At 58.4% G+C, this 11,051-nt stretch carries 11 protein-coding genes; 7 read left to right on the top strand and 4 right to left on the bottom strand.

All coding sequences use genetic code 11. The features are described 5' to 3' along the window. Nucleotides 1-456 precede the first annotated feature (456 nt). The gene (locus ACNJYB_RS11760; RefSeq protein WP_439374106.1) at nt 457-666 is read left to right on the top strand and encodes a hypothetical protein; all 210 of its coding nucleotides are present in this window, start codon (nt 457-459) and stop codon (nt 664-666) included. A 42-nt stretch (nt 667-708) separates the two neighbouring features. Here the strand turns inward: ACNJYB_RS11760 and ACNJYB_RS11765 are convergent, their stop codons facing one another. Together ACNJYB_RS11765 and ACNJYB_RS11770 are read right to left on the bottom strand one after the other, a co-directional pair. Next, nucleotides 709-1,317: a tetratricopeptide repeat protein gene (locus ACNJYB_RS11765; protein ID WP_439374107.1), complete on the bottom strand. Its 609-nt coding sequence runs from the start codon at nt 1,315-1,317 to the stop codon at nt 709-711. 19 nt (nt 1,318-1,336) lie between these two features. Continuing rightward, nucleotides 1,337-2,935, bottom strand: coding sequence for a hypothetical protein (locus ACNJYB_RS11770; protein WP_439374108.1), 1,599 nt, complete (start codon nt 2,933-2,935; stop codon nt 1,337-1,339). 426 nt (nt 2,936-3,361) lie between these two features. Between ACNJYB_RS11770 and ACNJYB_RS11775 the strand changes: the two genes are divergently transcribed. Next, nucleotides 3,362-4,219 carry an HD domain-containing protein gene (locus tag ACNJYB_RS11775; RefSeq protein WP_439374109.1) on the top strand — a complete coding sequence of 286 codons (858 nt, stop codon included), beginning with the start codon at nt 3,362-3,364 and terminating at the stop codon, nt 4,217-4,219. 183 nt (nt 4,220-4,402) lie between these two features. Here ACNJYB_RS11775 and ACNJYB_RS11780 read toward each other — a convergent pair whose 3' ends face one another. Then, complete coding sequence (locus tag ACNJYB_RS11780; RefSeq protein WP_439374110.1) at nt 4,403-4,924, bottom strand: Cache 3/Cache 2 fusion domain-containing protein; 522 nt, start codon at nt 4,922-4,924, stop codon at nt 4,403-4,405. Between the two features lie 709 nt (nt 4,925-5,633). Here ACNJYB_RS11780 and ACNJYB_RS11785 point away from each other — a divergent pair. The 3 genes from ACNJYB_RS11785 to ACNJYB_RS11795 all read left to right on the top strand — a co-directional run bounded on the left by ACNJYB_RS11785 (nt 5,634) and on the right by ACNJYB_RS11795 (nt 6,950). Continuing rightward, complete coding sequence (locus tag ACNJYB_RS11785) at nt 5,634-6,200, top strand: hypothetical protein (RefSeq protein WP_439374111.1); 567 nt, start codon at nt 5,634-5,636, stop codon at nt 6,198-6,200. Nucleotides 6,201-6,455: 255 nt separating this feature from the next. Next, nucleotides 6,456-6,644, top strand: coding sequence for a hypothetical protein (locus ACNJYB_RS11790; RefSeq protein ID WP_439374112.1), 189 nt, complete (start codon nt 6,456-6,458; stop codon nt 6,642-6,644). A gap of 120 nt (nt 6,645-6,764) precedes the next feature. Then, a complete protein-coding gene (locus ACNJYB_RS11795) occupies nt 6,765-6,950 on the top strand; it encodes a hypothetical protein (protein ID WP_439374113.1) in 186 nt (61 codons plus the stop codon). Nucleotides 6,951-7,275: 325 nt separating this feature from the next. On the opposite strand, the gene ACNJYB_RS11800 is transcribed toward ACNJYB_RS11795, so the two are convergent. Next, nucleotides 7,276-8,685 carry a GGDEF domain-containing protein gene (locus ACNJYB_RS11800; protein ID WP_439374114.1) on the bottom strand — a complete coding sequence of 470 codons (1,410 nt, stop codon included), beginning with the start codon at nt 8,683-8,685 and terminating at the stop codon, nt 7,276-7,278. Nucleotides 8,686-9,216: 531 nt separating this feature from the next. Between ACNJYB_RS11800 and ACNJYB_RS11805 the strand changes: the two genes are divergently transcribed. Together ACNJYB_RS11805 and ACNJYB_RS11810 are read left to right on the top strand one after the other, a co-directional pair. After that, nucleotides 9,217-10,914, top strand: coding sequence for a putative bifunctional diguanylate cyclase/phosphodiesterase (locus ACNJYB_RS11805; RefSeq protein ID WP_439374115.1), 1,698 nt, complete (start codon nt 9,217-9,219; stop codon nt 10,912-10,914). Continuing rightward, nucleotides 10,907-11,047 carry a hypothetical protein gene (locus ACNJYB_RS11810; RefSeq protein ID WP_439374116.1) on the top strand — a complete coding sequence of 47 codons (141 nt, stop codon included), beginning with the start codon at nt 10,907-10,909 and terminating at the stop codon, nt 11,045-11,047. Before ACNJYB_RS11805 ends, ACNJYB_RS11810 begins: the two co-directional genes overlap by 8 nt. Nucleotides 11,048-11,051: the final 4 nt, after the last annotated feature.

Consider the following 11,051-nt stretch of genomic DNA (forward strand, 5'->3'; position numbering starts at 1 on the left):
GATGAGGTGGACGGCCATCAGCTTTCAGGCAGAATATCATCATTCCGATGCCGCAGCCTCGCCACAGTCTGTGCCAGATCGGATGTGGTAATCAGTGGCATCAACGATCAGCACGCTCGGCGGATGTACCCATGCATGTTGATCTTGAATGGCCCCGATGTGCAACCGTCGGGGCCATTGCTGTGATCGGCGTGACGAGGCTGCGAGCTTTACCGAAGGCACCGGCGTGCTTTGTTGCGGCGAAAGATCGCCAGGGACGATCCTGCAATTCGATGCACCGGGCCACACTGGTCGAGGTCGAATTCTGTCGGGCTCGGCTGTTCAGTGAAAAGTCAGACGATTGCGCTATCATCGATCCTCCGTCAAACACCGGGCTATCACTCGTCAATTCGATCTGCGAAGCTGTGCACGACACAAATGCGCTTGCAAACAAGCAAGCGTGAGGGGAGGTTCGCAGTGGATAAAGTGCGACGCTTGCGTGCGATGAGCTCACTGTGCCGTCAGCAGGCCGCGTACAACAGCATGAACAAGTGGCAGCTGCTCGCAGAAGCCGAATACTGGGATCATCTGGCCGAACTTGCCTTGTCCTCTCACTTCCAGCAATGCAACGCCATTGTCTCGAATGAGGTAGAGCAGCCTCAGCCGATCACAGACGCGAAGTGCTGAGCGGAAGCCGTGCGCCCAAATTCCGACGCGGCCGATCTGCCCTCAATGTGCAGCGAGCGTTCTGTATGCCCCGATGGCGCGCTTGAGATCGTCATATTCCTGGCAAGGAAGAAGGAGGCAGAGATTTTCCAATGCAGCCAGATGTTGCTCAGCTTTGGTGGGCTCGCCTAGCACCAGATAAGCCTCGCCAAGATGCTCGTGCGCGCTGCGGTGACGCGGATTCAGCATGAGCGCCCGCTGATAGTGTCCAATAGCCGGCCCGAGTTGGCGCAAGCGTCGATAGGAATAACCAAGGTAGTTCTGGATATCGGCATTGAGCGGGTCACGCAGGGCGGCGCGCATGAACGATGCAATGGCCCCGTTCCAGTCCGCAGCGGCAAGCGCCCTCTTGCCCGCCTTGAAATCGGGATCGAGCTCCACCCATTCAGCATCCGCCGCCACCGGTGCCATCGTGGTGCAGATCGGCCAGGCTTCGGGCGTGACTGCGTTCGTGCCTTTGCCGGTGGTCTCGCTGAACAGCTGTATAATCCCCCATTCCGTCCGGGCATTCCCGTAGACGGCGAAACAGGCGAGAAGCCCACCGAGCACCGTCGCCGCAGCGATTGCCGGGATCAGCGTTGTCATCCCTACATTGACGGCGCTCTTTGGCATGGGGCGGACTGCCGAAGCATCATTGTCGTGAAGTGCCCACGGTGTCGTTCCGCAGTTGTGCTTTGGCTTCGCGGATTTCCTGCCGCTCCGTGTCGGCGTTCCTGGCGAGCTCTATCAGCTTGCTGTAATACTCGGTCGACTTCCGACGGTCGCCGGAGCGGTCGGCAGCGCGCGCGGCGCCCCAGAATGCGCGGAAGCGATTGGGAGTTTGCTTGAGTGCGGTCTCATACTCGTTCAGTGCGGCTGTCGGCTGTCCCACCTCGAGGAGCAGTTCCGCCAACAGTTCGCGCAACGGAAAGAGGCGGTTCTCCATGGCCACGTGTTTGACACTGCCGTCTTCGCTGTCGGCGGCTGCCCGCATCAACTTGAGGGCCCGCTCGTGGTCGCCTTCCTTCAGTGCGACCCACGCGGAAACCGCAAGCATTTGCTCTTCGGTGCGTTCGGCCCAGTAGGACTGGTCCGCCCCCTGCAGCGTCGTGCGCAACACCTTCATCTCCTCGATCTCTTTATTGGCGCCGGCGATATCGCCGACACGCGCCATGCCGAGGCCGCGCGTGAAGCGGATCAACGAATCCGCCATCGGATATTTGGTCGGCGTCATCGCCAAGGCGGCAGCGCCGGCCCAGTCGGCACGCTCCAAGACATAGCGCGCCGGCATGGCGGCCTTGGCAGTGAAATTGACGAAGTTGATCGGTCGGTCGCCGCGATCGGCGGTGGCCAGCGACCTTTTGATCATCGCGTCGGCTTTGGCGTCTTGCGCGAGCTGCAGATGCGCATACACCGTGAAGTCCGATGCGTGATAGTAGTCGGGCTGAATCTCAAGCGCTGAGGCGTTTGAGGCGATGGATTCCTCCCAGAGCCCGACCATGGAATAGATGTGAGACGGCATGTGCCGCGCATGCGGGACCGCCGGAGCGATGCCGGCGTAGCGACGGGCCGACGCAATGCCCTTTTCGGCAAGCGCAGCAAAATCGTAGGCGTGAATGAGGTAATGCGTCACACCCGGATGTTGAGGGTTCTCTTCGAACAGGCTTTCCAGAAGTGCCGCGGATTTCAGCTGGTTGGTGTACGAGAGGTCGTTCTTCTTCGCTGAAGCTTGTAGCGTGAGCGCGTAGTACGCCTTCGCCTCGTAGTCGTCTGGATAGGTTTGCACCAGGCGCTCCATCGCAGCATTGTACGCCGTCAGACGGGCATCAACGGGAACCTTGTTGTAGTCGCGGAAATAGGCGCTCAGCGCCTCGATCCAGTCCCGCTCGCGCGGAGTCTTCGCTCCGACCGACCGTGCCTTTTCAAGTGCATCCCAGGCCGCTTGTGCCTCGACATTTGATGGCGTGGTCGCAAGCGTGTTGCCAAGGAGGTCCATCGCCACACCCCAATATGCCATGGCGCAGCCGGGATCTTGTTGCAGGATCGCTTCGAATTTCCGGCGCGCGATCAGGAACCAATATGAATGCAGCATGGCGACGCCGCGGTCGAACTCGCCTTGTACGGCGGGATCGCAGGAGGTGGGGAATGTCACCTTACCGAGCTGCTGGTCTTGCTGACCAATTGCGCCGCTCGTGATGGCAGCACCCAGCAGGGTTATCGCAAAAGATATCTTTATCGAGTGAGTCCTCATCTAACTCTCCGCTCCAGAATGCACGCGGTGACGTGCGTGACCCGCCGCGTGCAAAGTTGCGACAAAGACCAAGCCCAGGGAGGCGTATTGCTGGATTGGTTGAACTCGCTCGGAGCTTACTACACGCGCCAGCTCCTTAATAGGACAGCGAAATTTCCGTTATCGGACGCGTGGCTGACTTGTGCTCTTGTGCTCGCACTGTCCACTTCCGAAGGTTAGGCGGAATAGCCTCGTGGAGGTACCGAGGGCAGCCGTTGGGCACCAAGCGGAAGTCGCTACTGCGCACACGCGTAGTCCGGCGTCGCTGCTGTTGATCTAAGTCAATTGTTACCCATCCTTTGGCTTCACACCACTACGATCGTCCTCTCCGTCCCGATCCTGCAGAAGGCCTCCTGAAGGTTCGGCGACCAAAGTGAGAGATTGCTCATGATAACAATCCCGGAACTGACGTCCCAGGCGCTCGGTGCGTTCCTGATCTCGGAGACAAGAGGTCGCTTCGGCTCGTCCCACGCCAGCTTGCCGGAATTGCTGCCCTATGCAGCAAAGCTGGCCTTGGAATGTATTGGTAACAGCGATGCACTCTACCACAACGTCGAGCACACCCTGTTGGTCACGCTGGTGGGGCACGACATCCTGATCGGGCGCTCCCTTCTTAGGCCAACGACGGCTAGCGACTATGCTCACTTCATCCTGGCGTGCCTGCTTCACGACATTGGCTACGTTCGGGGAATAGTTCACGGAGACCAGGACGGTGCCTATGTGGTCGATGGTACCGGGCGAACGGTCGAGTTACCGATCGGCTCCTCCGATGCAGCGCTTGCGCCCTATCATGTCGACCGCTCAAAATTATTCGCCGTGGAGCGCCTTGACCCAGTTGACGAAATTGACGCCGCTCGCGTTGCACAAACCATCGAATACACTCGTTTTCCCTATGCAGACGCATCAGCAAACGAACTCAAGGATGATCTTGACGAAGAGGAAGGTTTGTTGCTTCGCGCCGCCGACCTGATCGGTCAGCTCGGCGATCCGAACTACATGAAGAAATCAAATGCGCTGTTCTACGAGTTCCAGGAGATAGGACTCAACAAATCGCTCGGATACACCACGCCCGCGGACGTGGTGTACAAATATCCTCAGTTTTACTGGACGAAGGTCGCACCGCACATCCAAACTGCCATCCGCTATTTGAATGTAACCTCGAGCGGAAGACAATGGATCAGCAGTCTCTATGGCAATGTCCTTCGCGCTGAGCGAGAGGTCGGACTTTCTGGTCCGGAGCTATAGGCGAATACCGCGACTTCAGGTTGATCCCGTTCAATTCTCCGACGACCCGAGGCAGACATTCCGCAAGTCCCGGGAAGCGCGAACCCAGAATTGTAGTCACCGATCCAATCGTTTCGTGCCCTCACCCCGCGCCAAGCGCGATTGGCATGGACGTTGAGGCCGTGGCGGCGCGACGGACGGCATCTACTTCAAATAGCCAACGTAGTAGATGCCGACCACGTTTTGCGAGGCATCCCGGATAGGCTTGTAGCCCGTGACATAGGGCTTGCCGAGGATGTCGACCTCGCCATAGAACGCTTCGCCCTTCCTGATGGACTCGATCGCCTTGCCCTTGGGATCCAAAATGGTTCCGATCGCTCGGGAGCCATCATCTTTCTTCACGTTAGTCGCGACCCGAACATACTCGTCACCGCTTCTGACGAATATTGTGGCCGTGCCCTGCGCTTTCCTCACGACCTCGTCGACCAGGTCGAAACTATTGTTCATCTTTGCCGAACCAAAATAAATGACGGGTACCTCCTTGCCTGCAACGGGTTCAGTACCCTCGACCCTTGGCGGACCAAGCTGGGCCGCGATCGACACCAAGAGGTCCATCGCCGCCTTGATTCTCGGGTCTTGAGGTTCGCTTGGCTGAGCGAAAACTGACGTGGTCCAGGTGAGACACGCGGCGGCAAACATGCGGATTGCGGTTTGCTTGAGTTGCATGAGGTCTCCTCCTTCCCTGGAAAGGCAGCGATACCTCTGGATGACTCGGATCTGGGGCTCTTGCGCACAAAGTGCGTCGTCAGTTCGCATTGCGAGCCGCATTGCGACTCATACAAACGTATCCGCTACCGATGTGAACCTTGCGGGAATCTCAACTCCCTTCAGATATCTCCGTTTGTTCAGCGCACGGATCGGAAAGTTCAGGCGATGAGGCAAAAAGTCGCGCCGGAGGTAAAGGCGGTTGGAGATGAGTCAGCGCTTCTAACGCGAAGGGCAGCCGTTGGCCCGACTGCGAAGTTCGGTAGGGCCTCCAAGAAAGGTCCGCTTGCCAGTAGACGATCGACAAGAGTCAGATTGCGCATGCGTAGTCGGTCAGCACAGCTGACGATAAGCGCCGTGCGTTGCGGGCCTGACGGCTGACATCCGCCACGCTCCATGCTACGATGCGGCTCGCTTCGGATCATGCGGTCATGCCTTGGTGTTGACCGTTTATCAGCATTGGCTGAGCCGGTTCACCAAGAACCGCATGAACCAACGATCGAAGCGACAATCGCTGCATACTTCGTCGGTTTGAGACGGAGCATCGTTAGGGCTTGTCGCGTTGGCGTTCAGCCGACGCACAACTCGACTCTAGCAAGGAAACATTTCCAACTTGGCGGCAGCTCACCGCAGAGCCTTGAAGCCGCCTTTTGATTCCAGGGAGGGATCCATGAAGTGTATTTACCCGAGCATAGTCGATACACCCGCCGCAGCCTGGAGGTTTGCGAAAACAACGGCATTTGTCACAGCGCTCGTGGCCATCGCCCCGGCGGCTGTTCAGAGCGAACCGATTGAGAAGAAGGGTACAACCCCCTATGTAACGCACTTCATATTTAGGCCGTTGATGACGATTGATACTGCCGAACTTGGCAAGGCCACCACGCTGGAGGCGATCGGAACAACCCAAAACATGAAGGGAGAGAAGATGCTGGACAAGATGTCCGCGCGTTGCGTGGCGCTGAACGTCTCATCCGGTGAGAAGAAATACATTGATGGAGCCTGCGTGCTGGCCGACAGCGACGGTGACAAGATTTTCTCGACCTTCGATACTCGGGACCTCGACAAATCCCAGCCAAAGATGGACTGTGGAACCCATATCATCACCGGCGGTACCGGCAAGTATAAGGGGATCACTGGGAGCGAGCCATTTGCGTGTATTACTATGCCTGCGCTGGCTGGCTCCGGCGACTATTTTGCAATGGACATCCCGCACAACACGTCGTGGGAGATCAAATGATCCTGACCTCGATGTCGCCTTAACGCTGGTTATCGATAGCGGCGTCAATCACTGAAAGACAGCCTGGCCAACAGCCGGGCTCTTTTTTCCGCAGATGCTCATCAGCGTCGAAGCCCCGGTGATCGGAATTCTCGACATGACACGGCCAACTAAACCGATCGTGACGTCAGTCACAGAAATTCGGGTTTGGGTTGGCGTACCCCCTTTTCTACCGTTGAGGAATGGTCCTCACCGAGAGGCTACAGGGGAATGATCATGCGGGAGCTCGACAATGCGCGTGAGATCGAGATCAGCCAGTTGCACCAAGTGAGCGGCGGAGCCAGCCTTTCGTACGGTAAACCCGAGATCGTTTACACGCCGCAGAAGCCGGACGGCACAGCCCAGTTCAGGACTGGTGATCCGGATGAGGGTGGGCAGTTCCACTTTCAGTTGCGATTGGCATAGCGAAAATCTCTCTCTTGCGCTCGCACGATATCGGCAGGACAGTTCAAATGAACATTGCACACTGAAGTGTAGCAAGGCTTGAGGATGGAATCTTCGGCAATTGCAAAGAGGAGAGTGATCATGACGAAGTCGAACAACGAAATGTGCGAGTTGAGCAACGACGAACTCGAAGGCGCGTCCGGCGGAAACCAGATCTCGATCGTAACCAAGCTCCCGAATTATCAGGGCCCAAAACTCCATGTGCCGGGGTCAATCGCTCAAGGTGATACCCTCGACAACACCCTGACATTCGATCAGCTGCCGTAATCCGGGGCCGTCTCTCCAACGATTGGTGGGACAAGCCGATCGATGAGGTGCTTCGCACCTGTATCGCGCGGCACCGAAGCGTGGTTTAGGATCATGACTCGAGCAACGCCAAAGACGCGGCGCCTGCGTGGCTGCCCCTTGGGATGAGGTCGTCGGCCCATGCCAGACCCCTCATGGCGCACCGCGTGCCGTCTCGAACCACAAGGCGGACGTTCGCCAGTTCCATGGCCGATGCGTTGGAGATGCCGTCGCTGGCCGAGTCAAACCCGAATGGTGCGCCCTCTCGAACGCGGGACCACCAAAGCGCCCGGATGAACGATGGCACCTACGCGACAATCACACGATTGCGACCTTCATGTTTTGCGCGATAGAGCCGCTGATCGGCGACGCTCAGGAATCCGTCAAGCGTGTCTCCATCGCGCCCGAACTCCGATACCCCGACACTGATGGTGACGCCGACCGACGGTTGGGCTCCAACGTCGAATGCAGCGCCTTCGATGGCCGATCGAAGGCGCTCCGCTACAGTGCAAGCCGTGTCGAGCGTTGCCCCCGGCAGCAACACCATGAACTCTTCGCCGCCCACGCGCGCGACGGAGTCGTAAGGGCGGATCGCCTCCAGGCACTTGCGCACGAATACGCGCAGGACCTCATCGCCGACACTGTGACCACGCGAATCATTGATATCCTTGAAATGGTCGAGGTCGAGCGACAGCAGGGATAGTGGAGCACCGGTTCGCTTGGCGCGCGCGATCTCGGCGCCGATATGTTCGATGAAGTGGCGCCGATTTCCGACACCGGTCAGCGGGTCGGTGGCAGCTAGGCGTTCCAACCTTTGATTGCTCAGCTGCACTTGCTGTAGTGCCCTTTGAGTGTCTGCCATCGACGCGGCCAGGCGGGCCGCCATTTCTGCCTGGCTATAGATGGTCGAGAATGATTGCGTCGTTCGGAAAGCCTGGACAACGCCATAGCTGAGCAGGAAGAAGCCGCCAGCAAAGATCGCGTGGGCGAGCCACCACATATGATTCCACGGCCCCGCCAGAATGAATGCAAGCGACGATAGCGCAAACCACGCGACCGAAATGCCGAAAACAAGCATGAGCGGCGAATGAATCCGTCGCATGAGCATGGCCGCGACGTTCAGCGTACTGAACACCAGCGCGCCGCCCTCCATGGACAAGCGTACCGCCGGGTGTCCGGCAAAGGGGGAGTAGGCGATCACGGCGACGGCTATGTCCATCATCAGGAACAGGCCAATCCACATCAGCCATGCGCGCGCATCCGCACGCTTCTCGACCTTGTCTGACGGCTGGTTGTAGCTGAGCAGCCCAACGAGGAGCAGAATCGACATCGCGAGACGCGACGCCGGTCCATAGAGCAGAAACAGCCATATGTTGCGGTGTGCCATCCCGGTGAAGGCGCCGTGCGGCGCATAGATCAGCACGAAGCCGAGAAAACCCAGCGTCAACCAGCGCAATAGAGGTTCGCCTGAAGACCGGTAGCAACGCCATGTCACATAGGTGACGAACAGCCCTTCGAGGGTGGCAACGGCGATCGCGAATTCGTGGAACAGGTGATTTTCGAATTTTAGCGTGGGATCCTGCTGGAAATACAGGTAGGCGATGAACAGGGCGGGCATCAGGGCGAAGGCGATGAGGAGAAGGCTCATATACGCCTGTGTGATCAGCCGGAGCGCGTTGGGCGGCTCAGATACCGCAAGATCGGTGCTCATATGCATAGACCGTCTCCCATGGTGATACCTGCAGTCGTTTCATGGACCGTCGGCGGCTCGCCGGCCGCGAGAGCGCGGTTAAACCGAGACGATTTTCGGGAGTCGCGCAGCCGGTCGAGAAAGATTCAGGACATCGATCGTAACACGCCAAGACCGTAAATTCCAGGGCATGCAACCTTCCCGGGAGGATTTGCAGCGATTGCCCGGGGCCACGGCGTCGTGGTTGAGGCGTGCCGGTGGAGCCGCCAGATCACGTCAATCTACCGATCGACATGGCCGGTAGAAGCCGCTTGGGACAGCTGCGATGCTTCTGCCATTGGTTGGCTTGGCAGTCGCGCGCCTTCAAAGTCTTGAAGCGGCACCTTGCGGGCGCAAGTCGTCGCTTTGGCCGCGTTAACGATGTGCGACCGGCCGGGTCGATCGCAAACCACTTTTGCCGGAACGACGATGCGATCTGACGGCGCGTTTACCGTAGCAGCTTTGCGAAGCGTTACTCGAGTTCCAACGATCGGCGCACAGCACAACATCTGGTATTAAGTGGACATCTATGCTACCTGTAAGAACATCACTGGAACAACCACCGGCCTCAGTGAAGGTTCGACTGTGATGAAGTCAACTCCACGATCGGGCGTCCTGCACGCCGATTGGTTCGATTGGCGTAGTTCTGCCACAAGGGATTTCATTGCTCTCTTTGGGGGCGTCGTTCTCGCTTCGATCTTGGCGCATGTCTATGGGCTTGGCTCTCGTCTGTTTCAGCTGGGACTGGGCTATGCGGATTCGGCACCCGACGAAATCGTTTTCATCATATTCGTCGCGTTCTTCCTGAGCCTTGCGCTGACAATCTTTAGTGTTCGCCGCTATCGGGAGCTCGTCTGCGAAACCAAAGCACGGACCATTGCAGAAGGAGAAGCGCGCGATCTGGCGCGACACGATCCCTTGACCGGCCTGCCTAACCGTCGCCTGTTTGATGAAAAACTTGATGCGTGCCTTGGCCTCGCCAGCGACACGCACCAGGTGGCCGTTCTGATGCTTGGCCTTGATGGCTTCAAGAGGATCAAGGACACGCATGGCCACGCAGCGGGGGACAAGGCGCTATGCGAATTTGCCAACAGGGTCGCCGACATCTTGCGCAAGGATGGCGTGCTGGCGAGGATTGGGGGCGAGGAATTCGGGATTGTCCTGCCAGACATCAGCTCCCTCGACGTTCCCACCAATCTGGCGCGCCGTATTGTGGCGTCCGCCGCCGGCACTTTCGCGATCGAGACCGGGGCAGCCGAGCTTGGTGTCGGAATTGGCATCGCCATCGCTCCGATCAACGGCGTCAATATCGACGAATTGGTCCGGCGCGCAGATCGTGCACTTTATCGCGCACAAGGCGAAGGAAGGTCGTGTGTTCGCTTTTTCGAACCAGAGATGGACATGCACGTCGAGCGGCGCATCCAGATCGAGCGAGAGCTTCGCAGCGCCATCATGGCCGATATTATCGAGCCGCACTACCAGCCGCTGGTTTCACTCAAAGGTCAGTGCATCATCGGGTTCGAGGCCCTGGCGCGTTGGGAAAACAGGACGTTGGGGCGTATTCCACCCGACGTGTTCATTCCGATTGCAGAGGAAACGGGCCTCATCAACGCGCTTGGAGATCAGCTTTTTCGCCGCGCCTGTTTCGATGCCAATGCGTGGCCGGAGGCGTCTATGCTTGCCTTCAATATCTCGCCCATTCAATTGCGTGATCCCGCGCTTGGACAGCGCATTTTATCGATCCTTAGGCAAACCGGCGTCAGTCCGCGCCGCCTGGAGATTGAAATTACCGAGAGCGCGTTCGTAGAAAAGACCGGGGTTGCGAAGGCCGTGATTGATGAACTCCGTCAGGCCGGCGTCCGCATCGCGCTCGATGACTTCGGAACAGGTTATGCGACGCTTAGCCAGCTGCTTTCCTTTCGCCTCGACAAGATCAAGATAGACCGCAGCTTCGTGTCGCGTCTCGACGACAGTACCGACAGCCGGGTGATCGTTCGTGCTATCCTCGGCCTCGCAAAAGGATTTGGCTTGACGACCACGGCCGAGGGCGTCGAAGACGCAGGCCAACTGGCCTATCTGGTGGCCAATGGCTGCACAGAAGGACAAGGCTACCTGTTCAGTGATGCCGTCCCGGCCGCGGGTATTCCCGCGTTGCTTGATCGCGAATTCGGCCGCACGGCGTTTGCTGATGATGGCCAAAGAAGTCTGCATGCGTGAGCCGATGTGCGCTTACGCCAACGATTGGTGGGGCAAGCCGATCGACGAGGCGCTGCGCACCTGCATCGCGCGGCACAGGACGGTGCGTCGAATCCCGGACTATCACTCGTCACTGCGATCTGCGAAGCTGTGACAAC

The sequence above is a fragment of the Bradyrhizobium sp. SMVTL-02 genome, from assembly GCF_051853005.1.
Classification (GTDB): Bacteria; Pseudomonadota; Alphaproteobacteria; order Rhizobiales; family Xanthobacteraceae; genus Bradyrhizobium.

What these genes read in the sequence shown, in the direction of transcription:
- ACNJYB_RS11765 (WP_439374107.1), bottom strand. Translation starts at nt 1,317, where the DNA reads ATGCCAAAGAGCGCCGTCAATGTAGGGATGACAACGCTGATCCCGGCA.
- ACNJYB_RS11810 (WP_439374116.1), top strand. Translation starts at nt 10,907, where the DNA reads ATGCGTGAGCCGATGTGCGCTTACGCCAACGATTGGTGGGGCAAGCCG.
- ACNJYB_RS11790 (WP_439374112.1), top strand. Translation starts at nt 6,456, where the DNA reads ATGCGGGAGCTCGACAATGCGCGTGAGATCGAGATCAGCCAGTTGCAC.
- ACNJYB_RS11780 (WP_439374110.1), bottom strand. Translation starts at nt 4,924, where the DNA reads ATGCAACTCAAGCAAACCGCAATCCGCATGTTTGCCGCCGCGTGTCTC.
- ACNJYB_RS11775 (WP_439374109.1), top strand. Translation starts at nt 3,362, where the DNA reads ATGATAACAATCCCGGAACTGACGTCCCAGGCGCTCGGTGCGTTCCTG.
- ACNJYB_RS11770 (WP_439374108.1), bottom strand. Translation starts at nt 2,935, where the DNA reads ATGAGGACTCACTCGATAAAGATATCTTTTGCGATAACCCTGCTGGGT.
- ACNJYB_RS11785 (WP_439374111.1), top strand. Translation starts at nt 5,634, where the DNA reads ATGAAGTGTATTTACCCGAGCATAGTCGATACACCCGCCGCAGCCTGG.
- ACNJYB_RS11800 (WP_439374114.1), bottom strand. Translation starts at nt 8,685, where the DNA reads ATGCATATGAGCACCGATCTTGCGGTATCTGAGCCGCCCAACGCGCTC.
- ACNJYB_RS11795 (WP_439374113.1), top strand. Translation starts at nt 6,765, where the DNA reads ATGACGAAGTCGAACAACGAAATGTGCGAGTTGAGCAACGACGAACTC.